We start from the raw sequence: 26,087 nt of genomic DNA, 5'->3' as shown, positions 1-26,087 counted from the left end.
CTTGTTGCCACGCGGCAGACGGGCCTGTGAAACTGGTTCGGTCCCGCTTGACCTGTTTGGTACACCACCTTCTGCGGCCGGTGGCATTGTCTCAGCCGGTCAGCTTTTTAGCCCATAGCAGCGGCTGCTCGAAATTATACATCACCAGCACGCCGCTTTCAGTGATCTCCATGCGATTGACCAGGCTGATCTGCTGAAAAAAATTCCGTTCAGAGATCATTGTATCTTCGTCGCACAGGCCGCCGCCAAATTGCAGCGGAGAAAGCATAAGGTTCTCAATGTCAGGCCCGAAAGTAGTGGTGAAGCTGCGGCACGGACTGGAGCCGTAAAGAGTGCCGTCATCGAAATCAAACCGAAGGTCTTCGAATGGGGTCAGGTCGATGTCTTTGACTTTCTGGACGATCCAGGCGCCGTCGAGGTCTGCTGCCGTGTTTGAGGCCATAGGAATTCCTCCGTTCTGCCGGGTCCCGCTATCAGAGGCAAAGGAGCACAGGGCCAGCCCGGCACAACCCACTGCAATGGCCGCGAAAATCACGGTCCGGACGGGGCGCAGGCCCGTCATTCTGGAGTGCCAGCAGGCCGGAATAACATTAGCGTCTCACCTTGATGCGCATCGGGTTTGAGTCTGCGCAGCCTACGGCGATTGACAAGAAAAAAATCTTGCCGGACTCCAGGTTCCATGCGACGCTTGAGGAAGCGCGACGTTAATGCGTTAATTTTAAACAGTTTTTCAATCCCTGGAGCTGCTCCATGCCTCTTGACGGATCCGCCGCGAAAGAAATCAAGCAACAGATGGCGATTGCCCGTAAGCGCGAGCTGGCCTTCGGGTTGTGCTTCGGCAAGAAGATCGAGAACTCGGTATTCCTGACCCACAAGACCAAGGCCGCCAAGGTTCTGGGCAAACAGGCAAAGTCCGACGGCGAAACCCCGCAGTTCACATTCGGCATGCTGAAACTGGACGGCAAGGAAATGTCGATGTCCGTCGAGGGCAAGATCGTGCCTGGCATGGCCCGCAAGGCCAAGAAGATGTTCATGGTGATCGGGCTAAAATACAAAATCCTCATTCTTGATCCCGACGGGAATGTCGTCGAGTCGGAAGAGGACGAGGATGAGGCGCAGGAAGGCGGCCCGGAGGCAGGCCCGGCCGCCAGCGGCGAAACCGCCATTGGTGAATCCGGTGAACCGCCTTCGGCGCCTTCCGCCGAACCGGACCCGGCAGAAGCCAAGTGGAATACCACCGCCGCCAAGGTCGAGGCCAATATGGCGAAGCTCCGCGAAATCGCCGGAATAGACCTCTCCAAAGCTGAGGCGCTGTGGAAAGCAATCCAGGCCAAGGCGGAGGGCAGCGGCTTTGCCGCCGCGCTGGAGCATGTCGGCAAGCTCTCCGCCGAGATGAAGACCGCGGCTCGGGATGCTGCCGCCCGCGCCAAACGGCAGAGTCTTCTGGAAGGTAAGTGGCAGCAGGCCGCGGCGAAGCTGGAACCGCTGATCGACGAGGTCCTGGGGCTCAAAACCGCGCAGTCCGAAAAAATCGAAACCGTCTGGACCCAGATCAAAGCCCGGGTGGCTGCCGTCCCGCCGGATTACGAAGGTGCGCTCAAGGCCGTCGGCCCGCTGGCCCAGGCCCTTTCCAAGGCGCGCCAGGCCGCAGCCGAGGCCGGCGGCGGCGAGCCAGCACCCGGTCGCGCCGAAGCGGCTGAAGGAGGGAGCGGCGATACCACGACAACCGCGAAGCCCGAGGCGATCGCCAAGGCGCCGGAACAGGCCGTCCCGCCCTCCGGAGAAACCGGCGGCGGCACCGCAGAGGCGGACGCCACTGTGGAAGAACAGATTGCCCGGATCGAAGCCGCTTTGAAGGCGCTGCAGGACGGCCCGGTCAAGACCTACAACACCATGGTGCCGGAAGCGGTCAGCCAGACCCCGGACAAGTGGAAAACCGCGCTCGACAAGGTTGCGGCGCTGGCCGCGCAGGCCAAGGCCAAGCCCGAGGATGCCAGCGGCGCCAAGCTGGATGCCGGCGAAAAGGCGCTGGACGCTCTGGAAAAGGCGGTTGCCGCCGACACTCAGGCCAAGACCGCGTTCCAAAAGGCTCTGGAAATCTTCGATCTGCGCATGGTGCCTCTGACCAGCCACCCCAAGGCCACGGCGCCCGAAATCGCACCTGAAATCACCCGCATTACCGGACTGCGCACCGCCGCGGCGGACAAGGCCAAAGTGCATGATCTGAAAACGGCCACCGCCGACTTGACCGCGGCCGAAGCGGAGATTGCCAAGGCCGAAATCCTGGCCGATGAGTTCGCCCATTTCATGGCGCTCGATCCCGACCGCAAGGCGCTGGCCGACGCGGCCCGCGGCGTAACAGTCGGCGATCCGGCAGTGGATGACGCCGCGCGCGAGATGGAGCGGCTTTATGATGCCGCGCAGCAGGACAAGGCCGCCAAGAAATTCAAGGATGGCATCCAGAAGCTGGACGAAGTGGCCAAGGTCTATGAACGAACCGCCAAGGTGCGCAAGCAGCGCAAGCTGTATGAGGACTGGCGCCCCAAGGTCAAACAGTGGATCGACCACTGGGCGGGCCTCACAGCGGCGATCAAGAACCTGCTCAAGGATAAGCTGGACGAGGCCAAGGGTTATTACACCGATTCAGATGTAGCCACGAGCAAGGACTACACCGAGTCAATCAAGCTGCTCAGCAAGTTCTGGGGGCTCCTGCCCTTCCTCAAGAAGGAAATCCCGGTTGTTCAGCAGTATGCCCCGAAGCTGACGGCCTTTGAGGCCAAGCTGAAAGAGTTCAAAGAGCACGATGGTGCCTCGGGCATTCAGGTGATCATCCTCAAGATGGAGGCGGACCTCGCCTCGGCCAAGGCCGAAGCGGTGCTGCACAAGTACTCCACCGCCCTGACCCTGCTGGACGCCACCCAGGGCGATTGGCCCGCTGCGACCGCCCAAGCGGACGCCTGTAAGGCCTACAAGGAAAAACGCGTGGCAGTTCAGGGCAAGATCGACCCGCTCAAGAACGTGCCGCAGGCCGCGACAATGCTTGAGGATGCCAAGGCCCTGATGGCAGAGGCGGCGGCAGCGGCGCTCAAGCTGGATTTCGCCACCGCCAGCACTTGCGTGGCGGATGCCGAGAAGCGCGTGGACAGAGCAAAGGCCGCGGCAGAGGCAGCGGTGGAGCTGGACGGGATGACCGATACCGCTGCGCTCGACGATCTGAAAAAGAAATGGGAGCCAGCCTTTAAGGTGTTCACCGGCATCCGCGACAAGGTGGTCTCGGCTGACACAGGCAATGACTTCACCGCGCTGATCGCCAAGGCCCAATTGCCTGCGGCAGAAGCGGAAAGGGCCAAGACTGCCAAGAAATACGACGATGCCAGGGCGCATCTGGACAGCGCCATTTCGAACCTGAAGATGGCGATGGTGCTGATCCATCAGCACCGCGCCTATGGCGAACTGAAGGCCTCACTCGCTGCACAGGCGGCAGCTCTGGCACCGCTCAACGACGCAAATTGCCTTCAGCCGCATCTCGACGACATTACCCGGCTGACGGGCGAAGCAGACGATTTGATCAAGCCGGAAAGTTATGACTACGAGGAGGCTGAAGCCAAGCTGGGCGCGGCCCGCAAGATCGCGGAACAGGCTCGCGCCGACGGTGAGCTGTACAAGAAGATCAAGGCGGATCGCACCAAGGCCGCCGCGATCATCACCAAGATCACCACCGAGGGCGGCACGGTTGAAACACAGCTGACGCACCGCAAGACCGAAATTCAGGCGCTGCTGGACGAAAGCACTGCCAAGCAGACGGCGCGGGATTTCAAGAGTGCAGCAGAGAAGGCTAAGTCTGCCGCGGGTTGGGAGAAGGCCACTGATGCCGACCTGAAAATGGTCAAGACAGTGCTGGGCTGGGAAGACCCGTTTTTCAACAATCTTCGCCCGCCGCTGGTCGGGGCGGGCAAGGAAGCGGGAAGGCATCTGATTGCTCAGGCGGATGCGGATTTCGCCAAGTATAAGGCAATATTGGCAGCTCACACCTATTCCCTCGCCAGACCGGCGTTCGAGAAGGCTTATCAGAAACTCTTGGCCTGCCAGCGGCTTCTGGCGGCGGAGGGGCTTTATACTCCGGCTGAAACCGCTGCTAAGGCGGCAGTGGATGCGCTGACACCTGAACGCAACGGAGCCACAGAAGACCGGATCAAGGCGTTGGAGGACAGGTTCGCAACTGTCAAAATCGATACTTCCCGAACAGATCTGGCGGACACCGACTATTCCCAGGCCGAAAAGCTGATGAAGGCGCTCACGGCAGACGCCAAGGCACTGCTGAAACAGATCGAGGGATCTTCGGATTATGAACCTGCGCGGGCCGCGGCGGAGGCCAAGCTGGCTGAGGCTGCAGCACACAAACACGCCGATGCCATCCAGGCGCAGCTGACCCGGCTTTCAAAGAAATATGAGAATCTGGTCAAGCTTGCTCCTAGCGATTACGCCACCGCCAAAACCATGGCGGAAGAGGTAACCAAATCCGCAGAAGAAGCCATCAGCTCCGCCAATACACATGGCATTCTGGAAGCGGTGAACTCCGCTATTGGGGGCGACGAAGACAGCGCCCCCTGGTGGCCGCAGGTGCAGGCGGCGAAGCTGTCAATCAAGGCTGTGGGCAGCCGTGAAAACGCTGACGTGGCCAAAAGTCACTTGGATACTGCCAATACCGAGATTGAGAATTGCCAGAAGGACGGTCTGGACGCCAAGACCGCCAAGGGGCATCTCAAGTCGGCACTAGAGGCCTGCAACACTGCCAATGAAGTGATCTCGCAGTATGCCTTCATTGCTCAGGAGATCACCCGCGCCCGCGCCGCGCTGGGTCCGGTAACAGGCCATGCCGAAGCTGCTTATGTGAAGGATGAGACAGATGCGATTGAAAAGTTGCTGGATGGCGCTGAAACCGCCGCCAAGGCCGGCCAGAACTATGCCAAGGTCAGCACCGATATCGAGGCCGCCATCGCCCAGACCAAGGCAGCGCTTGACATGGCGGAGCAGCACAAAGCGTACAAAGAACTGCGCGCAAAGCCTGAGGTGGAACCGCGCCTAAGTGTTCTGGAAAAACACGAGCACCGCTATGCCATCAAACCCAGCATCGACGCCATGCGCAAGAAGTTGGCTGATGCGGCCGCGGCGGTTGCCGGGAAAAAGCCTGGCGACGGTGTCAAACTGCTGGAAGAGGCGCGTGCCATTGGCACCAGCGCCTTCGTGATGGTGGAAATGCGCGCCAACACTCCGCCCAAGGAAGACGACATCAAGGAAATCCTGTCCCGCCCCAATGGCACGGCAGAGCTGGACGCGATGATCGACAATCTGGAGCCAGAAGCGCAGCGCGCCGTGGTCAAGGTTGCGTTCAAGGCGCGCTTCGGTTGCGATATCAAGAACTTCAACAACGAAAATCTGGCCCCGGCTTCGGAAATTGCCGACAACAATTTGAAGGGGCCAAACATTGTCGCCTTCTACAAGGCAATGCAGGATCTGCCGCTGGATCACACATTGAACAATGACTCGCTGAAGAGCTTTGCCGTGAATGAGGCTGCCAAAGGCGGTTCGATGTACCAGGGAGACAAGAAGCAGATCGTGATGCACGAAGGCGACGCCGGTGTTTCACCCAACTATGCCTTTGGCAGTGATGATGCAGTCGGCAGCTTGGACGATGCTGCCACCCCGGAAGAGCGTGCGGAACTGGAGAAATGCAAACCGGCCAACGAGGAGCCTGTCACCTTCTTTAACTGGAATACATTGCATGAGGTTGGTCATGCGGTCGACGACCAGCAGAGCTTCATGAATAACAACGGCAAGAAGAAGGACTTTGGCGGCTGGACCGAACACGGCATGGACATAGCAGCCATCGCTGACAAGATCGCCACCAAATTCAGCTACGACAAATCTTATGTTGCTGAGTACATGGCGCACAACAAAAGCGCCCATGTGCCGTCCAAGCCAGAGGATGAAACCTGTTCGGAGGAGGACTGGGAGAGCCGCCGCATCAAGGTGGAGGCCTTTGTCGACATGGCTTCGGAACCGGCCAAGCCCTGGTCCAGCATGGCCACCGCCAAAAAGCTGGCGATTGGCGGGGTGGTCTATCAGGAAAGCTACCCGAATACTTGGAACTCCTACCTGCTCAGCGAGCGTGCCAAAGGGATCACCGGATACCAGTTCCGGGCGCCGGGGGAGTGGTTTTCGGAACTTTATGCCGCCTACCACTCGGGCAAGCTGAAGCCAAACCACCCAGCCGTCGGCTGGCTGGAAAAACTCTGACCTAGTGAAAGGCTGCTGATAAATGTCCCTATTTCATCCCGTGAACCTGGTCTGTCCGCGGTGCGAGGCGCCAGTGACTATGATGGCTGTGGGCAGTGTGAACGCCGACCGGCGGCCCGACCTGCGCGACGATATTCTCGAAGACCGGTTTCAGGATTGCGAATGCGACTCCTGCGGGGAAAGCTTCAGACTGCAGCCTCAGTTCAATTACCTGGACGCCGGCCGAGGCCAGTGGATCGCAGCCATGCCCGCGAGCCGCCTGCGCGACCACCTGGAGCTGGAGGACGAAGCCAAGGCGCTGTTCGACAGCAGCTATGGAGCCAGTGCCCCTGCAGCTGCGCGCAGTGTTGGCAGCAGCCTCGCAGCACGCCTTACCTTCGGGTGGCCCGCGGTGCGGGAGAAACTCCTGGTCAAACAGTTAGGTCTGGATGACGTGATCGTGGAAATGATGAAGCTGCACATTCTGCGCAGTGTCGAATCGGTGCCGATGGCCGAGGGCATTGAACTGCGGCTGGTTGAGGCAGATGATGAGGCTGACGGTTATGTATTCGCCTGGCTGGAAACCGGGTCTGAGCAGTATCTTGAATACATGACCATCCCGGCTGAACTGTACCGCGCCATACAAGGCAACCCGGAGGGCTGGGGAGCCATCCGCGCGCGGCTTGAAAATGGCTATTTCGTGGATATGCAGAAGCTTTACATGGGAGAAGGCAGGCAGGCCGGATAATCTCTTTGGCCGCGGCGCCCGGTCGGCTGCAGGAACGGGAAAAGGCTCGGCTGCCGCACCCATTCCGCCTGCGGTCTGCTCAATTGCTCCGGCCCATCCGTCCGCTTGAAAGCAAATTTTCCCATATCGGGTGTCATGATCCCGGCCGTTTCTGCTGAGAAGATTGGCAGTTCGGTTGATTGACCGGCAAAACCTAGTGTCGTAGCTTCACCTCGACCCTCCGAATTGAAACGTGCAGGCCGCTGTACTGGTGCTGCCGAGCGACTGGCGGGCCTGAGCCCGCAATTCGCACAGCGTCCGCTTTTCATGTCCTCTGTTCGTATTTTTCCAGAACCTTGCCTGTTGAAGCTTCTTTCCGGGGTTGATTCACTGCACTTTGGCATCGGCATGCATGCAGTATCGGCACTCTGAGGCGGCGAGATTGGCAACCCGCCAAGGCAGACGGATCTTTTCCATTCCGCGAAATGCCCTTGCGCGAGAAAGCACCGACGTTTAAATCACACGATGTCGCCGCACTAGCTCAGCTGGTAGAGCAATCGCTTCGTAAGCGATGGGTCAGGGGTTCGAGTCCCTTGTGCGGCACCATTCAGCGCCTTACCGACGCCTGCAGATCCCATACATTTTTGCCCCCATGGATGCGCAATGACTTGATGTGAGCTTCGACACCTTCCATCTAATCGAGTGATGAAGCTGTGCATATCCGGTCAGCGTCTGAGTTCTCCTGTGTTTGCAAGTAAAACCTTTAAAAGTGGCGGCACAGAGCTTTCGGCCTTCCTACGGATGGATCCAACTTTTTCAGTTTCCAGCCATGTGTTACATCCGGCAGGGTAGTTTTTCCTTAATCGTTTGAAAACAATTGCTTTTTCATGATTGGCTGGCGACCCCGGCAGGATTCGAACCTGCAACCTGCCCCTTAGGAGGGGGCTGCTCTATCCAGTTGAGCCACGGGGCCGCGTGTTTCTACGCGATAGCAAATCCCTCCTGCGATCACAATGGGATGGGCGTCGGCGAAAGCCGTTTTGCCGCGCGCAGTTCCCATTGTGCAGCAAGTCATGTCTGCGCTAACGTTGTAGTCAGACATAACAAGAGGCTCAGGAACGTGACCACGGACAGCAAGCGCCCGCTTACCCTTCGCGATGTATCCGAAGCAACCGGTGTTTCCGAAATGACCGTGAGCCGGGTTTTGCGCAACCGCGGCGACGTGTCGGAGAAGACACGCACGAAAGTGCTGAGCGCCGCCAAGGAACTGGGCTATGTTCCCAACAAAATTGCCGGTGCGCTGGCCTCGAACCGGGTGAACCTGGTGGCAGTGATCATTCCGTCATTGTCGAACATGGTTTTCCCGGAAGTGCTGACCGGTATCAACAAAGTACTGGAAAACACCGAGCTTCAGCCTGTTGTCGGGGTCACTGACTATCAGCCCGAGAAAGAGGAAAAGGTCCTCTACGAGATGCTTTCATGGCGCCCTTCCGGTGTGATTATCGCAGGCCTGGAACACACTGATGCCGCCCGAGCGATGCTGAGCAGCGCGGGGATTCCTGTGGTGGAGATCATGGATACTGACGGTAAACCGGTAGACGCAATGGTCGGAATCTCGCACCGGCGCGCGGGCCGTGAGATGGCGAAAGCGATCCTGAAAGCAGGCTACCGGCACATCGGCTTCATGGGTACCAAGATGCCGCTTGACCACCGGGCGCGCAAACGGTTCGAAGGTTTTACCGAAGTTCTGGCCAAGGAAGGCGTAGAGATCGAGGACCGTGAGTTCTATTCCGGCGGATCGGCGCTGGCGAAGGGGAGGGAGATGACACAGGCCATGCTGGCGCGCTCGCCCGAGTTGGATTTTCTCTATTACTCCAACGACATGATCGGCGCCGGCGGTCTGTTGTACCTGCAGGAACAGGGAGTCAGCGTGCCGGGTCAGATCGGGCTTGCCGGTTTCAACGGGGTGGAACTGCTGCAGGGTCTGCCCCGGCAGCTTGCTACCATGGATGCCTGCCGCTTGGAGATCGGACGGAAGGCGGCAGAGATTATTGCCGCTCAGCTGGAGGATCCGGAGGCTGTCATCGAAAAACATGTCACGCTGACCCCGACCATTTCTTATGGCGACACGCTGAAACGGCGTTAATGGCGCTGCAGCGCCTGAACAATCAAGGCGCGCGGCGGCTGTTTCTGGACCGCCACGCGCTGCTGGAGAGACCTTCAGGCCCGGCCAAAGGCGCGGATCTGCTGGCGCTTATCCAGCGGCTTGGCTTTGTGCAGCTGGACAGCATCAACACAGTCGCACGAGCGCATGATGTGATCCTCTATTCCCGCCGCCCCGGTTACCGTCCCAAACATCTAAGGCGGCTATACGAATGTGATCGCGGGCTGTTTGAACACTGGACCCATGATGCTGCCGTTATACCCATGGCATTCTACCCGCATTGGCACTTGCGGTTTCAGCGTGATTCGGAGTTGCTTCGCAAACGCTGGCGCAACTGGCGGCGCGACGGATTTGAAGCCCGCTTCGAAACCGTTCTGAAACATGTTCGCGACCATGGGCCGGTCAGTTCCTCCGATGTGGGTAAAGACGAAAGGAAGGGCTCCGGCGGATGGTGGGACTGGCACCCGTCGAAGACGGCGCTGGAATACCTGTGGCGCTCCGGCGCGCTGACGGTGGTGGGGCGCGAGGGGTTTCAGAAACGCTATGATCTGACGGAGCGGGTGATCGAAGAGCATCTGCGCCCTGGCGCCCGCTGCGATGAAGCGGCGACGGTCAATTGGCTGTGCTCCGCCGCTCTGGACCGGCTGGGCTTTGCCACATCGGGAGAGCTCGCCGCCTTCTGGGATACCGCCTCCGTAGCGGAAGCCAAGGCCTGGTGTGCGAAACAGTTGCATCAGGGCGAGCTGGAAGAAATTGAAATCCAGCAGGCGGATGGCAGTCTGCGCAAGGTGTTTACCCGGCCCGGTACCATTGAGGCAGCGGCGGAATTGGGTCCGGCACCGGGGCGGATGCGAGTCCTCAGTCCATTCGATCCGGCCCTACGCGACCGCAAGCGGGCTGAGAGGCTGTTCGGCTTTTATTACCGTATCGAGGTTTTCACTCCCGCTCTGAAACGTCAGTACGGTTACTACGTATTCCCGCTGATGGAAGGCGCGCGTCTCGTGGGCCGAATTGACATGAAAGCGGAACGCGACGCGGATCTGCTGCGCGTGACTGCCGTTTGGCCGGAGAGAGACGTTAAATGGAGCGCAGCCCGCACCGGACGGCTGGAAGCTGAACTGGACCGGGTGGCGCGGTTTGCGGGTGTAAGCGGGGTTGCGTTCTCCAATGGCTGGCTGCGCTGACCCGCTTTACTCTGGCCGCAGTTGTGCTTCGATCACCTCCCGGTAGTCTTCAGGTGCCGGTGTGGCGGTGAAGGTCTCAGGTGCAATGAAGACGCAGACAAATTTTCCCTCAAAACACAGAACCCCGTCCTGCCGCGCATTGACCCGAAAGGTCACCGACTTGCTGCCCAGGACAGCCGGCCATACCTCGCACATCAGCCGGTGGCGGGGGGTGACCGGGGACCGGAAATCGATGCTCATATGCACAAACGGAGTGCCGGTGCCGCGGTCCAGTTCCATCTGATACCAGCCGTCGCCGTCCAGATAGTGCTCCCACCAGGCGTCGATCGCTTCCAAGGCAAAGGCGGGCAGCCGCCCGGTATAGGCAATTCGCGCCGGATCGCAATCGCCCCAGCCCACGCGGATCTCATGAACGAATGTATCTTGCGCTGCCATTGTCTGCCGCTCCGCATTTTCCGCAGGCGCATCCTACCGGCGCGGACCTGCGGTATCAAACGGCAATGGCAGCCAGGACTGCTGCGTTACCAACCGTCGCGTTTGCGGGACAGAGTCAGATCCGGCAGCACAAGCGCGTCAATCAGCGCATCGCACAAACCAGCACAGTTGCTGCAGCCCACACAGGGCCTCCGCAGCCCGGAAAGCGCGGTGGCCAGCGCTTTGACCATGGGTGCGGTGGCTTTGCTGCGGCTGATTTGCATGGCGGGTCTTCACTAGTGCATGGTGTCGGATGTGACCAGCGGAACCTCGAAATGTGAATCAGGCCAATCCGGGCCGGTTTCACAATATATTTCCATATTCTGCACTGGTGGGCGGCAAGCCCTTCCCCGCGCATTGCGGGAAAGGGCTACGCATCACTGCATCAGCATCAGCGGGAGCAGCGTGATGATCGGGAAGGCCACCAGGATGACCACCCGGATCAGGTCGGAGGCCACGAAGAACATAACTGCCTTGTAGGTGTCGATCATCCTGGTCTTGCGATCCATCGCGTTGATGATGAACAGGTTCATGCCCACCGGCGGGGTGATTAGCCCGACCTCTACCACGATCAGCACCAGCACGCCGAACCAGATGGCGACATATTCCGCCTCGATCCGGTTTACCCGGCCCTCGGTGACCCGAATGCCCAGTTCCTTCATCTGCTCACGGGTCAATTCAGCACCTGAGGCAATGGCATCCTGTATCGAGGCAAGCATCTCTGCACCCATCCCTTCGGGCACGCCGGCCTTCAGCACCTCCATCGCGGCATCCGCTTGCATCGCGGGCAGCGACAGCAGGCCAAAGTCCATGGCAGAGATCACCGGAAAGAAGATCGGGATGGTCAGCAGGATCATCGACAGGCTGTCCATCAGGCAGCCGAACACCAGGTAGAACGCTAGGATCAGCGCCAGCACCATCCAGGGGCTCAGGCCCTGGCTCACGACGAAATCGGCCAGTTCCTGCGGTACCTTGGTGAGCGCCAGAAAGCCGTTGTAGAAGCCCGCACCCAGCACAATGAAGAAGATCATTGCGGTGGACCGCGCCGTCACCAGAAAGCTGTCCGCCAGCGTTTCGCGGGTCAGCCCGCCATTGGTCCAAGCGATGAACCCGGTTCCGAATGCACCCACAGCCGCGCCTTCAGTCGGGGTAAACCAGCCCAGATAAATGCCGCCGACAACCAGGCCAAAGACCAGCAGAACAGGCCAGACGTGAAACAATGCGGCAAAGCGCTCGCGCATCGGAACCGGCGGGCGGGTGCCCGCGCTTTCCGGGTACAGGCGAACATAAATGGAAATCGCGATCACATAGCCCAGTGCCGCCAGCAGGCCTGGAATGAAGGCCGACAGAAACAGCTTGGCGATGTTCTGCTCGGTAAGGATCGCATAGATTACCAACACAACCGACGGTGGGATCAGGATGCCCAGCGTGCCGCCGGCTGCCAGCGTCGCGGTGGAAAATCCCCCGGCATAGCCGTATTGCTTCAGTTCTGGCAGGGCGACCCGGCCCATGGTGGCAGCGGTCGCCAGGGACGATCCGCAGATCGCGCCAAAGCCCGCGCAGGCACCGATCGAGGCCATTGCGACCCCGCCCTTGCGGTGCCCTAAAAAGCCCTCGGCCGCCTTGAACAGCGCTGTGGACATGCCGCCCAGCGTTGCAAAGTGGCCCATCAGCAGGAACATCGGCACGATGGTCAGCGAGTAGGAGGAGAAGGTGGTATAGGTTTCGCTCTTCAACCGGCCGAACGCGACCTGCGTGCCATCCGTCACCCAGATCAGCCCGCCAAGGCCGACCAGAAACATCGAGAGACCGATCGGAACCCGTAGAAAGATTAGCAGCATCAGAACCGGGAAGGAGGCAATGCCAATTTCAAGTGCCGTCACTGTTCACCCTCCACGCCGTCCCAGACAAGGATTCGGCCGGTAAAGAATTCGATGGTGCGGATTGCACCCATGTAGACACCGACGATGGCCGCCACGACCGCAGCCACCAGGCTGATCGCGTAAGCCCACCAGATCGGAAACTCGAGCAGGAAGGAGGTTTCGCCATTGGAATACTTGCCCGCCAGGCCGTCGGCCAGCCGCCAGGCGATGAGCACCAGAACCGCGGCAAAGACCACGTCGGTCACCATCCGCAGAAACCGTTTCACACGCCGCGGAAACGCATTGGCCACCACATCGACCGAGGCATGGCCCGCGGTGATCTGGCACAGCGGCAGGAAGGCGAAAATGGCAAAGGCTACACCGGCCTCAACCAGCTCGAAGTCGCCGTTCACCGGCCCGACCCAGCTCGTCATCCATTTCGAAAACCCTGGTGCAATCCGCTCCATCAAATCGCCATGGAAGAAACCGTTGAGCAGGCGCCCAGCGATCGAAACACATGTTAGAATGATCAGTAGAGTAAGGACCGCACCGCCCAGGTAGGCCATTGACTTGGCCAGCCGCATCATGAGCTTGTGCATGGTTCAGTTGCCTTGTTCCGGTATGCGAAGGGCCGCATTGCCAATGCCGCGCGGCCCTTCACCTTTATCAATTCAAACGCCTTACTGGTACTGCGGCGTGTATTTCTCGATCAGCCCGCTGGCTTCTTCGATCAGCGCGGCACCGTCGATGCCCTTTTCCTTCATGTCAGCGATCCACTGGTCGTAGATCGGCTGCGCACGCTCGCGCCAGATTGCGGTCTGCTCTTCGTCCAGGGTGATGACGTTGTTGCCCAGGTCCAGTGCCATCTCGCGGGAGGGGCCGTCCGAATCCGCCTGGGTTCCGCCAGCAAAGACCGAGAATTCCAGGCCGGAGTTGTCGTCGATGGCCTTTTTCAGGTCATCCGGCAGGCTTTCGTACTTCTCTTTATTCATAGCCAGGACAAAGGTGAGAGTATAAAGCGCCTTGCCGGTAAACTCGGTGTGGTTTTCTACCAGCTCCGGAACCTTCAGCGCTGCGGTCACTTCCCAGGGAATGGTGGTGCCGTCGATCACGCCCTTGGACAGGCCTTCAGGAATTGCCGGAACCGGCATCCCAACCGGCGTCGCGCCCAGTTCTTCCAGCAGCGCGTTGACCGACCGGCCACCGCCACGGATCTTCATACCCTCCAGATCTTCCGGTGTTTCCACCGGTTCAGAGGTGTGGATCATGCCCGGCCCATGCACCCAGGTGCCAAGGATCTTCACATCCTTGAACTCATTGTCCTTCATGTGCTTGTCGAACATTTCCCAATAGGCATGCGACACGGCGCGTGCATTGGTCATCATGAACGGCAGCTCGAACACCTCGGTCGAGGGGTAGCGGCCCGGGGTATACCCCACCACGGTCCAGACGATATCCGCCACACCGTCGATGGCCTGGTCCATCAGCTCCGGCGGCTTGCCGCCCAGCTGCATCGAGGGGAAACGGTCGATCTTGATCCGCCCTCCGGAAGACTCCTCGACGTTGTCGGCCCAGACATCCAGGATCAGTTTCGGAACGTTTGCCTGCGCAGGCAGAAACTGGTGCAGTTTCAAAGTTACTTCCTGGGCAAAGGCCGGCATTGCGCCGAGCATCGCCAGGGCCGCTGCGCCCGCTGCCCCCAAAAACTTTCTGCGAATGGTCATGTTGTCCTCCCTTAGACCAAATCTCATGCCGGGACCGCCGTCTTCGCAACATTGCTGCGGCGCCCCCCCCCCGAGTTTCTTTCCGTTTCTGCCGTCACAGCCCCTGTTTGGGTTCGTTTAACGAACCGGTTGCATTCCTGCTATTAGGTGCATTTGTAACCATCAACAGCAGATTATACATTTTTTAATTATGAAATCCGCCGCCAAGTTTCGGTCAAAGGTGGTTTCACCGCCAAAATGTTACGAGACGCGCGGAAGTCACTACAAATTGATACATATTTAGCCGGCCGCCTTGCAACAACTATCGTGCCGTGATGGCTGCGTGTCATTCCGCATCAGTCAGCTCAAAGCTGACAGGGAGCAAACCGTCTATTTCTCCGCGCAGCTTGTCTCCGGCATTCACCGGACCTACGCCGGCAGGAGTGCCGGTCAGAATTAGATCCCCTGGCCGAAGATGGTAGAAACCGGATAGGTGGCTAATGATATCCGCCACGGACCAGATCATCTCCGAAAGCTTTGCGTCCTGCCGGGTCTCGCCGTTCACCTCCAGCCGGATCCGCTGGTCCGCTGGGCTGCCCCATGCTGCAGAGCGGGTCAGCGGTGCCAGCACCGTACCGTTCTCCAGATCCTTGCCCAGATCCCAGGGCCGCTGCTTTTGCCGTTCGCGGATTTGAAGGTCTCTCCGGGTCATATCCAGTGCACAGCAATAACCGAAGACGGACGCCAATGCTGCGTTCGGTGCCGCGCGGAATACCGGCGACTCGATCGCAACCGCGAGTTCCATTTCGTAGTGGAAATTTTCTGTTCCGGGCGGATAGGGCACAACTGCACCGGTTAACACCGCATTGGCCGCTGCCTTGGTGAAATAGAATGGAGCCTCGCGGTCCACTTCATTACCCATCTCCGCGGCATGTGCTGCATAATTTCGACCGACACAGAAGATCCGGCCTACAGGGTAGCCAGCTGCCTCTCCTGTGACCGGTACCACCGGCGTATCGGGAAGCGGGAAAAGAACCTTGCTCATCGGAGAATCCTTATGCGGCAGCGGCGTTAGCCGTCCTCATAAGTCAGAGCCGCAATACCGGCAGCTGTAAACCCTTCGTTCGACGATTTAATGCCCCGTGCGCTTCACCGCGCTGCCTGACACTCTAGGCCTAGTGTCCCAAGGGTTATCTTATCGTCCTAACAGAAGGTGCAGTACTGCAGAAAGGCAGCGCCCGGCACCGTCCGCGCTTCATGACACAGCGCTTTGCGTCCGAAGATATGCAACTTGAAAGCAGCGCTTTAGCGGCAGCCTTGCGATGGTTGGCAGACCGTGGTTTCAACTGGCAGAATTTCAGGAGGGCACGGTGTGGTAGTATTCTCTGTACCAGCTGACAAAGCGGGCCACACCCTCCGGTACGGAAGTCTGCGGGCTGTAACCGGTGAGCCGATTGAGCAGCGCAGCATCCGCCCAGGTGGCTGGCACATCGCCAGCCTGGATCGGCATCAAATTCTGGTCGGCCTTGCGTCCGGTCGCGGCCTCGATGGCCTCAATGAAGGCGGTCAGTCGGACGGATTCTGAATTGCCGATGTTGACAACCCGGTGCGGTGCTACCGGCGATAGGCTGTCGCCCTCCGGTACAACGCCATTCGCCGGACGTTCGGGAATGACTTCCATCAGCAGCCGGATGGCTTCGACCAGATCAGTGACAAATGTGAAGTCGCGCTGCATATCGCCGAAATTGTAGACGTCAATCGGTTTGCCCTCGAGGATCGCCTTGGTGAACTTGAACAGGGCCATATCCGGCCGCCCCCAAGGGCCGTAGACGGTGAAAAAGCGGAACATAGTGACTGGCAAATCAAATAGATGGGCATAAGAATGCGCCATATTTTCAGTCGCCTTCTTGGTAGCAGCATAGAAGGACATCTGGTGATCGGCTCTCTGTGTCTCCTGGTAGGGCATCTGCGTGTTGGCGCCGAAAGCTGAGGAGGTGGAGGCCAGCAGCATGTGCCGGGGAGGGTGGGCGCGAGCAGCCTCTAGGATCTCGAAAGTTCCAGTAATGTTGCTTTCCAAGTAGGAGCGCGGGTTTTCGATGGAGTAGCGTACCCCGGCTTGCGCAGCGAGATGAACCACATAGGCAGGCTCGTGGGCTGCGAAAAGCTCCGTCATCAGACCGGGCTCTTCGATGCTTCGGTTGATCACAGAAAAGTCGGGGTACTGCTCCAGCATTTCCTGGCGGTCTTGCTTCAGCTGAACACTGTAATAGTCCGACAAGTTATCGACGCCGACGACGCGGAACCCATCTGCCAGCAAACGCCGGCACAGATGGTAGCCGATAAAGCCGGAGGACCCGGTAACGAGAACGGTTTTCTGGCTCATCGGTTTGCTCCAGAGCTGTTGCGCAGCCGGGGTCTGCAGCCCGGCCAAGGAAGGACTTTCCGGGGCGTCAGGGCACCCAGCGGGTATTATGGCAAACCGGGCAGGCGCACACCATCCCCGCTGGGTTTGACGGCCGAGCGAATTTTTCGCCTGTAATCTTCGAGTTACCCAATAAATTCGGTGTCATTGTCAGCTGCACCAATTGCACGTTTCCCCGGGCGCTGACCGACAATATAGTACCTGAGCGTTGCCGCCTGTAACGGACGCACTAATCCGCGGTGCCCCAGCGTGCCAGCCAGCTGGGTACGGATCGGTCGAAAGTGCCGGAAGAAACACCTAACCCAGCCAGATTTGGTGAGGCCAGGCCGGCAAGCCCGCGGATTTTCGCCACGGCTGCATACCGCAGTAGGGCGAAATTTTGGCCATCGCCGCCCGGGAGCTGGACCTGAGACTTTGCCGTTTCCGTGCAGGTGACCCGCTGTGCAGGCTGAGCCAAAAGGAAATTGATCTCCATCTTTCTACTGGGCGACGTGTGTTGTGTCAGTAAACTGCGCATATCCCACGAAAATGGATTCACGGGGAATACCTCGGAATGCCGCCAGTCGCGCTGGGCAGTTCTCCAAAGCGGGTGCGGTAAAGCTGGGAAAAGCGGCCCAGGTGGGAAAAGCCGCTGTCGTAGGCGATGCTGCTGACCGGTGTCCCGGCGGGGCGCGAGAGCAGCAGGTAGCGGGCCAAATCCAGCCGCAGGCCGCGCAGGTATTCCACCGGGGTCAGGCCGAAATGCTGGCGGAACCCGGCTTGCAGGGTGCGGATGCTGCAGCCGGCCGCGGCGGCAATGGCAGTGACAGTCAGCGGCTCAGCCGCATTAGCGTGGATAAAGTCCTGCGCACGGCGGATCTGCAGGCTGCTGCCTTGGGGCGCGCGAGGGGACAAAAGATGGCGGATATTGCTTTGCTGGTGGGTCAGCAGGCCGAGGATCAGCTGCTCCTCGATCACCTGCTGCTGCAGCGCGCTCCAGTGGCCGAAACCGGCCCGGGCGTCGGTGGCGCGGACGCAGGCGATGAATTGCCGGGTCCAGCTCTGCAGAGGCCCGTTGCCGAGCGGTGCCGCAGTGTCAAAGACCACCGGCTCGGACAGCGGCAGCCCGGCTGCGCGCTCGGCTAACCCGTGCAGTGCGTCCCGGTCGATTTGCAGAAGAAGCATCTGGCAGTCGGCGTGCCAGGTCATCCGGGTTGCCCGGGTCGGGTTGAGCACGGTGCCTTGGCGGGTGTGCGAGTCCACCGCTGCAGCGCCATTGGCGACTTGGGCGGTGCCGCAGAGGGGCATTTGCACCAGATAGAAGTCCCTCAGTTCACCGGGGTCGATCTGCACGGCGGAGCCGTAGCTCAGGTAATTGAGAGACAGGCTGCCCCCGGGCACATGGTTGTGGCGGGTGCCGAAGTCGCGGGCCCTGTCGGCAGGCTGCAAGCGGTGGTCGCAGAATTTCTGCGCCACCAGCGCGCGGGCCTCGTCAAGGTCGCGGCTGTTAAATTGCCGCCACGCGCGCAAAGGTTCGTGTTTCGGTGATGGCTGCTGCCGGGTCATCCGCGTAGCCTAACACGGTTCTGAAATCAGGCAATCGCGCGCGCCTGCGCTATTTTGCGCATTCTGGATAATCCTTTTCCACTGCTGCCCCTAGGCTCGATGAATGAGCGATAAGGGAGGAAACCATGGCTCTGGATCAGGGAATCACCAAGGTGACGGACGGGCTGGAGGGCTTGTCCTGGAATGTCGTCGGGCACACTTACACGCCCAAGCTGCACAGCGAGAACGCCTTTATCTGGCACGCGGTCATTCCGGACGGCACCTTTGTGCCGCCGCATGTGCACCCCACCCAGGATGAGTGGATCACCATGCTGGAGGGCACGCTGGACGTGGAATTCGGCGGCGAGGTTTACCAGGCCGGGCCGGGCGACACGGTGCGGATGCCGATGGGGGTGGCGCATGGCATCTTCAACCGCTCCGGCGCTGAGGCCACCTGCGTGTTCGGGGTGGCTCCGTCGCGCAAGCTGTTCGAGCTGTTCTGCGCGCTGGACGGGGTGACCGACCCGGAGGAGCTGGTACGGCTGTCGGCGCTGCATGAGGTCGATTTCCTGCCGCCGCCGTCGGAATAAGGGAGGCGGACATGGTGAAACGCAAAACGGTCGCCGTGATCGGCGGCGGGGTAAGCGGGCTGGCCGCGGCCAAGGCCTTTGCTGAAAAGGGGCATCAGGTTCTGGGCTTTGAACGCAGCCACGATCTGGGCGGGGTGTGGGAGCCGTCGCGTTCCTACCCCGAGGTGCAAACGCAATCGCCCAAGGACCTGTACTGCTATACTGACCATCCGATGCCGGATGATTACCCGGAATGGCCCAAGGGGCCGCAGGTGCATGCCTATCTGCATTCCTATGCGGATAAGCATGATCTGCACCGCCTGTTCCAGCTGAACACCAATGTGCTGGAGATGGACCGGCGCCCGGACGGTCAGCCGGGCTGGCGGCTGGTGATTGAGACAGGCGGCGAGAACCGGGTTCAGGACGTGGATTTCACGGTGGTCTGCACCGGCCAGTTTTCCGAGAAAAACATCCTGACCCATCCCAGGCAGGAGGCCTTCACCGCGCAGGGCGGGGAGGTGATGCACTCCTCTGAGTATCTGGATCCGGAACACGCGCGCGGCAAGCGGGTGGTGGTGCTGGGCGGCTCGAAATCCGCGACCGACGTGGCGGTGAATGCGGCGCAGAACGGTGCCAGGCAAGTGCACCTTGTCTACCGGCAGAATGTCTGGCGGGTGCCGTATTTTGTCGGCGGCATCAACTTCAAGAAGCTGCTCTATATGCGGGCGCAGGAGGTGCAGTTCAACGGCTGGGGCCGCAGCTGGCTGCACAAGGCATTCTATGGTCTGGCCAAGCCGCTGATCTGGGCCAACTTCCGCGGTCTTGAGGCGCTTTTGAAGCTGCAACTGGGGTTGAAGAAGTGGGATATGGTCCCCGATGTTCCGATCGAAAAGGACGTCTCCTGCTCGGTGCCGATCGTGACGCCGGGGCTGTTCGAAGGTTTCCAAGACGGTTCAATCATCCCGCACCGCACCACCTTCTCGCGGTATGAAGGCGATGAAATCGTGCTGGAAAATGGAAAGCGGATCGGAGCCGATCTGGTGATTTCGGCTGTCGGATGGAAGCTGGGCATCCCTTATCTGGCGCAGCGGTATCTGGACAAACTGATCGAGGCGGACGGCCAGTACCGGACCTACCGCCTGGCGGTGAACCCGGATCTGCCGGAGATGGGCTTTGTCGGATTCAATTCCAGCTTCTGCACGATCCTGTCGGCAGAGATGGTGGCAAACTGGCTGGTTCGCTATGCCGACGGCAAGCTGGCGCGGCAGCCGTCGCGGGAGGACATGGAGGAGAACATCGAGATGATGCTCGACTGGCGCCGCAAGGAGCGCCCGGCCGCGCAGATCTATGGCGGGCTGTGCTCGGCGCCGTTCCATTTCAAGCATTTCGATGAACTGCTTGTGGATATGGGCGCGACGCAGTGGAAAAGGTCGAATCCGCTGGTTGAGCAATTCGCGCCACCCGATGCCGGCGCCTATGGCCGGTTTCTGGCGACTGTTCCGCAATATCAGGCAGCCTGAGACCCGTCCCTGCGCCTGCCGGAAACGGCGGGCGTATATACTGTCCGCAGCACGCAATCCTGCAACTGCCGCAAGCTGTTTACGAGTGAGAAGAATGGTGCCCAGGAGAGGACTCGAACCTCCACGTCCATACGGACACTAGCACCTGAAGCTAGCGCGTCTACCAATTCCGCCACCTGGGCAGGTGTCGTGAGGAGGGCGTATAAGGGGAGTCGCGAGCAGCGTCAAACGGAAAATGTGCGTCTTTGACGAATTTACTGAAAATCCGCCTGATGATTGTTTTCGCAAGTGAATCCAGTGCGTTGAAGGGAACGGCCGGTTTTTCGTCCCTCAGGGATTCCGGGTGCCGGTTTGATCCTGCGCAAAGTGGCGGATTCGCAAAAGGGGCATAGGAAAGTCATGAAACAGATTGACCGCCTCCAAGCCCTTGGCCTGTTCGACAGCCGGGTGCCCCGCTACACCTCTTATCCAACCGCGCCGGTGTTTTCTGCAGCCGTTGGTGCCACGGAGCAGGCCCGCGAACTGCAAGCGCTTGATCCGGATGTGCCGGTTTCGGTCTACCTGCACATCCCGTTCTGCGAGCGGTTGTGCTGGTTCTGCGCTTGCCGCACCCAAGGAACCCAGACGCTGAGCCCGGTGGAGAGCTATATCGGAACGCTGATGAAGGAGCTAAAGCTGGTGGCGCGGCTTCTGCCCAAGGGCTTGCGGATGGGGCGGATGCATTGGGGCGGCGGCACCCCGACCATTCTGCCGCCGCACCTGATCCGCCGGCTGGCGCAGGCGGTGAAAACAGTGTTCGCGCACACTGATGACTGGGAATTCTCGGTCGAGATCGACCCGACGATGGTGGACCGGGACAAAATCGCGGCATTGGCGGTGGAAGGCATGAACCGTGCCAGCATTGGCATTCAGGATTTCGATCCACTGGTGCAGCAGGCGATCGGGCGGGCACAGCCGTTTGAGATGACCAAGGCCTGTGTCGAGGACCTGCGCGTAGCGGGCATCAACTCGCTGAATGCCGATCTGGTCTATGGCCTGCCGCACCAGACGCAGGCGCGGATCGCAGACACGGTGGAGAAGGTGCTGAGCTTGGCTCCCGATCGTCTGGCGCTGTTCGGCTATGCGCATGTCCCTTGGGTGGCCAAGCGGCAGAAGCTGATCAGGGAAGAAATGCTGCCGGACGATCTGGACCGGTATCATCTAGCCGGGCTCGCGGCGGAGAAATTCTCGGAAGCGGGATTTGCAGCCATTGGCATCGACCACTTCGCCAAACCCGGCGACGGGCTGGCGGCGGCAGCCCGCACCGGCCGCCTGAGGCGCAACTTCCAGGGCTATACGGACGACACCTGCCCGACGCTGATCGGCTTTGGTGCCTCGTCAATCTCCCGCTTTGCCGGGGGCTACATCCAGAACGCGGTGGCCACGCCTGCCTATGTGCAGCGGGTCGAGGCAGGGCAGTTGACCGGTGCGCGCGGCCATGTGATGCGCCCGGAAGATCTGCTGCGAGGCCGTGCCATCGAGATGCTGATGTGCGAATTCCGGCTGGACCGGGCAGAGCTGCGGCAGAGCTTTGGAGATCTGGCGGCTAGCCTGGATGCAGATCTGGCACATATCGCGGCCCGCTTTGGCGACCTGGTGCATTTGGAGGAAGAGGCGCTGGGGATTCTCCCCGGGGGCCGACCGCTGGTCCGAATCATCGCCAGCTGCCTTGACGCGCATGTGCCTGAAGGCGTGCGCTACAGCCGGGCATCTTGAACCGTAAGGACTGCGCTGCTTCAGATCGGGCCGCGGCCCCAGTTGCACGATGCAGAAGGGAACTGCCGGCAAATTTAATTGTTAAGCTCAGTTTAACGCGCCGCCTGCTATCCCGAATACGGGTGAAAATAGTGGTGGTGGATATGAGCGCACAGAGCAATGTGGCGCCCATTATCATCAAGAAGAAAAAAGTCAGTGGTGGCGATGGTCACCACGGCGGCGCATGGAAGGTGGCCTATGCCGATTTCGTGACCGCGATGATGGCCTTCTTTATGCTGATGTGGCTGCTTAACGCGACGACAGAAAAACAACGGAAAGGGCTGGCGGATTATTTTTCGCCATCGATTCCGCTCAGCAGGATTTCAGGCGGCGGCAACGGTGCGTTCCAGGGGGACAGCATGTTCACCGAGGAAATCAAGCCGCAGTCCGGCACCGGGGCAACGGATATCAATCCGATGGATGCCCAAAAGGCGCAGGGCGCGACCGGGGTTGAGTCCGACGACAAGCGGGAGCAGGAAGACGACAAATTCCGCGCCATCGAGGAGCAGTTGTCGGGACGCGGCGGCGAAAGCATGGTGTCCACCGTTATGGCCCGCCATATCGTGACCCGGGTGACTGATGAAGGGCTCATCATCGAGCTGTTCGCCACTGATAACGCACCGCTTTTTGAAGAGGGGCAGGCCAATCCGACTGCCTTGTTCCGGGATCTGGTCCGGATGATAGCCCGGGTGTCCGGAGGAGTGACCAACAACGTCGCCGTTGGCGGCCACATCCGGTCACATCCTGTGGTGCTGGCAAAGAACCCGGTTTGGGAGCTTTCTCATGACCGGGCGGATGAAACCCGGAAACTGCTCGAATCGGGCGGGCTGAAAGCGTCACGGATTCACAGGGTGACTGGTCATGCCGACCGTAAGCTGGCTGTCTCCAACCCTATGGCGGCCCGGAACAACCGGATTGAAATCATCTTTTTACGCGAATAACCCCCTGAAATCTGGGAAACAGGCGGCTGACAGATGAGTCATCTTTTATCTGTTAGCCGCCCGTTAATCGCTCCTGCGCTAGCTGTTGCATCCAGAAGGATTAGATGCAGCAGAAAGGCGTGCTATGACCATTTCTTCGTCGCTGAACGCGGGCGTTTCAGGATTGAGCGCTAACGCCAGCCGATTGGCTTCCATTTCGGACAATATCGCCAACTCCTCGACCCGTGGCTACAAGCGGGTGCAGACTGATTTCCATTCCATGGTGCTGTCCGGTTCTGGCGGAACCTATTCGGCGGGCGGTGTGCGTACCACCAACGTCCGCCTGATTGACGAACGCGGTCCGCTGGTGTCGACCAACAATGCCACCGATCTGGCGGTACGCGGCCGCGGCATGCTGCCGGTGGCTTCGATCACCGAAGTGGAAGCTGGCGGCAGCCCGACGATGCTGCTGTCCTCCACCGGGTCTTTCCGGACCGATTCTAACGGGTATTTGTCGACGGAATCCGGCCTGGTTTTGATGGGCTTCCCAGCGCTGGCGGATGGCACTATTCCAGACGTGGCGCGGGACACCAGTAATTCCCTGGAGCCGATCCACATCGATCTGAACCGCTTGTCGGCGGAACCGACAACCGAGATCAGCCTGACGGCGAACCTGCCGGCCTCGGAAACCGACCCCGGCGCCAGCGGCGACCCCGTGGAGCATGTCGTTCAGTACTTTGACAATATGGGCCGGTCAGAAGAGCTGTCGATCACCTATACACCGACAGTTGCAACCCCGCCGGCGACCACAGGCACGAATGAATGGACGATGCAGATCGTCGATTCCGCCACCGGCGCGACGGTGATTGGTGAATACACACTGACTTTTGACGACAGCGCATCCACTGCCGGAACATTGCAAAGTGTGGCCACCGTGACCGGCGGCGCCTATGACGCAACGGCCGGTTCCGTTACGATCAACGTGGCCGGCGGCCCGATCGAGATCAATATCGGCGTCATTGGCGAGCAGAACGGTATGAGCCAGCTGGGCGATGAATTCGTTCCAGGCACGACGGTAAAAGACGGCACCGCGGTTGGCTCCTTTGTGTCAGTCGAAATCAACGAATCCGGGGAAGTCATTGCCAAGTACGACTCCGGTGACACCAAGGTCATCTACAAAGTTCCGCTGGCGGATGTGTCGAACCTGAACGGCATGCAAGCTCTGGATTCCCAGACTTACAAGCCGACGGATGACTCTGGGGCGTTCTACCTGTGGGACGCAGGCGATGGCCCGACTGGTGAAATCCTCGGCTATGCACAAGAGGAGTCGGCAGTCGACGTTGCGACCGAGTTGACGGACATGATCCAGACCCAGCGGGCCTATTCGTCCAACGCCAAGGTCATCCAGACCGTTGACGAAATGCTGCAGGAAACCACCAACATCAAGCGCTAACGCGCTTGATGGTCGCTGACACTGGCTTCAGGAAAGCAGGCTGAACATGTCTATCTATTCCGCCCTTAACAGTGCAATGAGCGGGCTGACTGCGGCCAGCCGTTCCTCGCAGATCGTCTCGGAGAACCTGGCGAACGCCCTGACGCCGGGGTACACACGCCGGGTTCTGGACTTGAACAGTCCAGGCGCCGGCGTTCCCGGTGTCCGGGTCGGCCATGTTCAGCGCCTGAATGACCCGGTGGTGATCTCAAACCGCAGGGTCGCCGAAGCGGACTTCGGTGCGGCCAAGGCCCAGGCAGACTTCTTCGGCCGCATGTCTGACCTGGTTGGCACCGTGGACGACGAGATGTCTCTCGCGTCGCAACTGTCGGAGTTTGAATCTTCCTTGATCGAAGTTGTCTCGCGCCCGGATTCCCAGCCCAGGCTGAATGACCTGTCAGTAAAAGCAAAGGCGCTGGCGGACTCGATTTCCCGCACCGCCGAGGGGTTGCGCGGCCTGAGAGTCAACGCTGACAGCGCCATCAATAGCCAGGTCAATACTGTGAACCAGGCATTGAAGGAAATCGAGAAGCTGAACGCACGCATCATGGTCGTCGAGGCGGGAGGGATGGACGCCGTTTCGATGCATGACCAGCGGGATCAGCTGATCGATCAGGTGAACAAAGCCATTCCGGTCAATGTGGTTCGGCGCGACAATGGGCAGGTGACGCTCTATTCGACCGGCGGTGTTATGCTGCTGGACGGCAAAGCAGCAGAGCTGAGCTTCAATCCGTCGCGGGATATCATGCCGCATATGACGGTTGGCAATGGAATGCTGTCCGGACTCGAGGTCAACGGCAGGGCGATTGACACAAGCCCAGACGGGCCGTTGCGGGGCGGCACGCTGACAGCACAATTCGAAATCCGCGATGTGACTGCGGTAGAAGCCCAGGAAGATCTGGACGCGATGGCGCGGGATCTGATCGAGCGGTTTCAGGACCCGTCTCTGGATGCAACAATCGGCGCAACCGATGCCGGTATCTTTACCGATGACGGCGGCTTCTTTGACGCCGCAAACACGGTCGGTATCTCTAACCGGATCGAATTGAATGACCTAGTGTCCTTGACCGGCAGCGCGGAGACATGGCGGTTCCGGGATGGGCTGTATGCTGCGGCGCCGGGTGATCCTGGCGATTCCAGCCTGCTGCAGGCTTACTCTGATGCGCTGAACACGACCCGCACGGTGTCTTCGGTTGGCCTTGGGACATCCGATCTGACGGCAAGCACCCTGAGCGCGAACCTGTTGTCTCGCTTCGCACAGGACAATGAAACGGCGGCGCGCGGCTCCGCATTTGCAGCCACCAGTTTCAACGAGCTGAGCCAGGCGGAGCTGGCTCTCGGGGTCGATACCGATGCCGAATTGCAGAACCTGATGCTGGTTGAGAAGTACTATGCCGCCAATGCCAGGGTGATCTCTGTTGTTGACGAACTTATGGAAACGCTTTTGAGGATCTGA

General features: G+C 59.8%; 19 protein-coding genes and 3 tRNA genes. 11 read left to right on the top strand and 11 right to left on the bottom strand.

The window, feature by feature from the left end; genetic code table 11:
- Positions 1-91: 91 nt before the first annotated feature.
- Positions 92-562: an META domain-containing protein gene (locus KUV26_RS11845; RefSeq protein WP_222508468.1), complete on the bottom strand. Its 471-nt coding sequence runs from the start codon at positions 560-562 to the stop codon at positions 92-94.
- A gap of 230 nt (positions 563-792) precedes the next feature.
- Here KUV26_RS11845 and KUV26_RS11840 point away from each other — a divergent pair, with 230 nt between their 5' ends.
- The 3 genes from KUV26_RS11840 to KUV26_RS11830 all read left to right on the top strand — a co-directional run bounded on the left by KUV26_RS11840 (position 793) and on the right by KUV26_RS11830 (position 7,609).
- Positions 793-6,297, top strand: coding sequence for a hypothetical protein (locus KUV26_RS11840; RefSeq protein WP_222508467.1), 5,505 nt, complete (start codon positions 793-795; stop codon positions 6,295-6,297).
- Positions 6,298-6,319: 22 nt separating this feature from the next.
- Positions 6,320-7,024: a CpXC domain-containing protein gene (locus KUV26_RS11835; protein ID WP_222503606.1), complete on the top strand. Its 705-nt coding sequence runs from the start codon at positions 6,320-6,322 to the stop codon at positions 7,022-7,024.
- A gap of 509 nt (positions 7,025-7,533) precedes the next feature.
- A tRNA-Thr gene (locus tag KUV26_RS11830) sits at positions 7,534-7,609 on the top strand.
- Between the two features lie 290 nt (positions 7,610-7,899).
- Here the strand turns inward: KUV26_RS11830 and KUV26_RS11825 are convergent.
- Positions 7,900-7,976 (bottom strand) — tRNA-Arg (locus KUV26_RS11825).
- Between the two features lie 147 nt (positions 7,977-8,123).
- Between KUV26_RS11825 and KUV26_RS11820 the strand changes: the two genes are divergently transcribed.
- Positions 8,124-9,149 (top strand): LacI family DNA-binding transcriptional regulator, encoded by a 1,026-nt coding sequence (locus tag KUV26_RS11820; protein ID WP_222504291.1) that lies wholly within the window; start codon positions 8,124-8,126, stop codon positions 9,147-9,149.
- A complete protein-coding gene (locus KUV26_RS11815; RefSeq protein ID WP_222508466.1) occupies positions 9,149-10,351 on the top strand; it encodes a winged helix-turn-helix domain-containing protein in 1,203 nt (400 codons plus the stop codon). Before KUV26_RS11820 ends, KUV26_RS11815 begins: the two co-directional genes overlap by 1 nt.
- Before the next feature lie 6 nt (positions 10,352-10,357).
- Here KUV26_RS11815 and KUV26_RS11810 read toward each other — a convergent pair whose 3' ends face one another.
- The 8 genes from KUV26_RS11810 to KUV26_RS11775 all read right to left on the bottom strand — a co-directional run bounded on the left by KUV26_RS11810 (position 10,358) and on the right by KUV26_RS11775 (position 18,357).
- Positions 10,358-10,786 (bottom strand): acyl-CoA thioesterase, encoded by a 429-nt coding sequence (locus KUV26_RS11810; protein WP_222508465.1) that lies wholly within the window; start codon positions 10,784-10,786, stop codon positions 10,358-10,360.
- Between the two features lie 416 nt (positions 10,787-11,202).
- Positions 11,203-12,708: a TRAP transporter large permease gene (locus tag KUV26_RS11805; RefSeq protein ID WP_222508464.1), complete on the bottom strand. Its 1,506-nt coding sequence runs from the start codon at positions 12,706-12,708 to the stop codon at positions 11,203-11,205.
- On the bottom strand, positions 12,705-13,286 hold the full coding sequence (locus KUV26_RS11800) for a TRAP transporter small permease (RefSeq protein WP_222508463.1): 582 nt from the start codon (positions 13,284-13,286) through the stop codon (positions 12,705-12,707). The genes KUV26_RS11805 and KUV26_RS11800 overlap by 4 nt, the downstream gene beginning before the upstream one ends.
- Positions 13,287-13,367: 81 nt before the next feature.
- A complete protein-coding gene (locus tag KUV26_RS11795; protein WP_222504142.1) occupies positions 13,368-14,411 on the bottom strand; it encodes a TRAP transporter substrate-binding protein in 1,044 nt (347 codons plus the stop codon).
- A 325-nt stretch (positions 14,412-14,736) separates the two neighbouring features.
- Entirely contained in the window at positions 14,737-15,435 is a 699-nt protein-coding gene (locus KUV26_RS11790; protein ID WP_222508462.1) for a fumarylacetoacetate hydrolase family protein, read from the bottom strand.
- A gap of 312 nt (positions 15,436-15,747) precedes the next feature.
- On the bottom strand, positions 15,748-16,773 hold the full coding sequence (locus KUV26_RS11785; RefSeq protein WP_222508461.1) for an SDR family NAD(P)-dependent oxidoreductase: 1,026 nt from the start codon (positions 16,771-16,773) through the stop codon (positions 15,748-15,750).
- A 268-nt stretch (positions 16,774-17,041) separates the two neighbouring features.
- The gene (locus KUV26_RS11780; RefSeq protein WP_222508460.1) at positions 17,042-17,287 is read right to left on the bottom strand and encodes a hypothetical protein; all 246 of its coding nucleotides are present in this window, start codon (positions 17,285-17,287) and stop codon (positions 17,042-17,044) included.
- Positions 17,288-17,346: 59 nt separating this feature from the next.
- Entirely contained in the window at positions 17,347-18,357 is a 1,011-nt protein-coding gene (locus KUV26_RS11775; RefSeq protein WP_261399850.1) for an AraC family transcriptional regulator, read from the bottom strand.
- A 125-nt stretch (positions 18,358-18,482) separates the two neighbouring features.
- Here KUV26_RS11775 and KUV26_RS11770 point away from each other — a divergent pair, with 125 nt between their 5' ends.
- Together KUV26_RS11770 and KUV26_RS11765 are read left to right on the top strand one after the other, a co-directional pair.
- Positions 18,483-18,926, top strand: a complete 444-nt coding sequence (locus KUV26_RS11770) for a cupin domain-containing protein (protein ID WP_222508459.1) — start codon at positions 18,483-18,485, stop codon at positions 18,924-18,926.
- A gap of 11 nt (positions 18,927-18,937) precedes the next feature.
- Positions 18,938-20,425 carry a flavin-containing monooxygenase gene (locus tag KUV26_RS11765; RefSeq protein ID WP_222508458.1) on the top strand — a complete coding sequence of 496 codons (1,488 nt, stop codon included), beginning with the start codon at positions 18,938-18,940 and terminating at the stop codon, positions 20,423-20,425.
- Between the two features lie 95 nt (positions 20,426-20,520).
- Here KUV26_RS11765 and KUV26_RS11760 read toward each other — a convergent pair.
- Positions 20,521-20,607, bottom strand: a tRNA-Leu gene (locus tag KUV26_RS11760).
- A 217-nt stretch (positions 20,608-20,824) separates the two neighbouring features.
- Between KUV26_RS11760 and hemN the strand changes: the two genes are divergently transcribed.
- The 4 genes from hemN to flgK all read left to right on the top strand — a co-directional run bounded on the left by hemN (position 20,825) and on the right by flgK (position 26,087).
- The gene (gene hemN, locus KUV26_RS11755; protein ID WP_222508457.1) at positions 20,825-22,180 is read left to right on the top strand and encodes an oxygen-independent coproporphyrinogen III oxidase; all 1,356 of its coding nucleotides are present in this window, start codon (positions 20,825-20,827) and stop codon (positions 22,178-22,180) included.
- Positions 22,181-22,323: 143 nt separating this feature from the next.
- Positions 22,324-23,160, top strand: coding sequence for a flagellar motor protein MotB (locus tag KUV26_RS11750; protein WP_222504148.1), 837 nt, complete (start codon positions 22,324-22,326; stop codon positions 23,158-23,160).
- A gap of 124 nt (positions 23,161-23,284) precedes the next feature.
- A complete protein-coding gene (locus KUV26_RS11745) occupies positions 23,285-24,592 on the top strand; it encodes a flagellar hook protein FlgE (protein ID WP_222504149.1) in 1,308 nt (435 codons plus the stop codon).
- A 46-nt stretch (positions 24,593-24,638) separates the two neighbouring features.
- Positions 24,639-26,087 carry a flagellar hook-associated protein FlgK gene (gene flgK / locus KUV26_RS11740; RefSeq protein ID WP_222508456.1) on the top strand — a complete coding sequence of 483 codons (1,449 nt, stop codon included), beginning with the start codon at positions 24,639-24,641 and terminating at the stop codon, positions 26,085-26,087.

Origin of the sequence: Leisingera daeponensis, from assembly GCF_019801465.1 — a bacterium.
Taxonomy (GTDB): domain Bacteria; phylum Pseudomonadota; class Alphaproteobacteria; order Rhodobacterales; family Rhodobacteraceae; genus Leisingera; species Leisingera daeponensis_A.
Note: the sequence above shows the minus strand (reverse complement) of the source record. Positions and strands in the feature narration are given on the sequence as shown.

What these genes read in the sequence shown, in the direction of transcription:
- KUV26_RS11845 (WP_222508468.1), bottom strand. Translation starts at nt 562, where the DNA reads ATGACGGGCCTGCGCCCCGTCCGGACCGTGATTTTCGCGGCCATTGCA.
- KUV26_RS11840 (WP_222508467.1), top strand. Translation starts at nt 793, where the DNA reads ATGGCGATTGCCCGTAAGCGCGAGCTGGCCTTCGGGTTGTGCTTCGGC.
- KUV26_RS11835 (WP_222503606.1), top strand. Translation starts at nt 6,320, where the DNA reads ATGTCCCTATTTCATCCCGTGAACCTGGTCTGTCCGCGGTGCGAGGCG.
- KUV26_RS11815 (WP_222508466.1), top strand. Translation starts at nt 9,149, where the DNA reads ATGGCGCTGCAGCGCCTGAACAATCAAGGCGCGCGGCGGCTGTTTCTG.
- KUV26_RS11810 (WP_222508465.1), bottom strand. Translation starts at nt 10,786, where the DNA reads ATGGCAGCGCAAGATACATTCGTTCATGAGATCCGCGTGGGCTGGGGC.
- KUV26_RS11800 (WP_222508463.1), bottom strand. Translation starts at nt 13,286, where the DNA reads ATGCACAAGCTCATGATGCGGCTGGCCAAGTCAATGGCCTACCTGGGC.
- KUV26_RS11795 (WP_222504142.1), bottom strand. Translation starts at nt 14,411, where the DNA reads ATGACCATTCGCAGAAAGTTTTTGGGGGCAGCGGGCGCAGCGGCCCTG.
- KUV26_RS11790 (WP_222508462.1), bottom strand. Translation starts at nt 15,435, where the DNA reads ATGAGCAAGGTTCTTTTCCCGCTTCCCGATACGCCGGTGGTACCGGTC.
- KUV26_RS11785 (WP_222508461.1), bottom strand. Translation starts at nt 16,773, where the DNA reads ATGAGCCAGAAAACCGTTCTCGTTACCGGGTCCTCCGGCTTTATCGGC.
- KUV26_RS11780 (WP_222508460.1), bottom strand. Translation starts at nt 17,287, where the DNA reads ATGGAGATCAATTTCCTTTTGGCTCAGCCTGCACAGCGGGTCACCTGC.
- KUV26_RS11775 (WP_261399850.1), bottom strand. Translation starts at nt 18,357, where the DNA reads ATGACCCGGCAGCAGCCATCACCGAAACACGAACCTTTGCGCGCGTGG.
- KUV26_RS11770 (WP_222508459.1), top strand. Translation starts at nt 18,483, where the DNA reads ATGGCTCTGGATCAGGGAATCACCAAGGTGACGGACGGGCTGGAGGGC.
- KUV26_RS11765 (WP_222508458.1), top strand. Translation starts at nt 18,938, where the DNA reads ATGGTGAAACGCAAAACGGTCGCCGTGATCGGCGGCGGGGTAAGCGGG.
- hemN (WP_222508457.1), top strand. Translation starts at nt 20,825, where the DNA reads ATGAAACAGATTGACCGCCTCCAAGCCCTTGGCCTGTTCGACAGCCGG.
- KUV26_RS11750 (WP_222504148.1), top strand. Translation starts at nt 22,324, where the DNA reads ATGAGCGCACAGAGCAATGTGGCGCCCATTATCATCAAGAAGAAAAAA.
- KUV26_RS11745 (WP_222504149.1), top strand. Translation starts at nt 23,285, where the DNA reads ATGACCATTTCTTCGTCGCTGAACGCGGGCGTTTCAGGATTGAGCGCT.
- flgK (WP_222508456.1), top strand. Translation starts at nt 24,639, where the DNA reads ATGTCTATCTATTCCGCCCTTAACAGTGCAATGAGCGGGCTGACTGCG.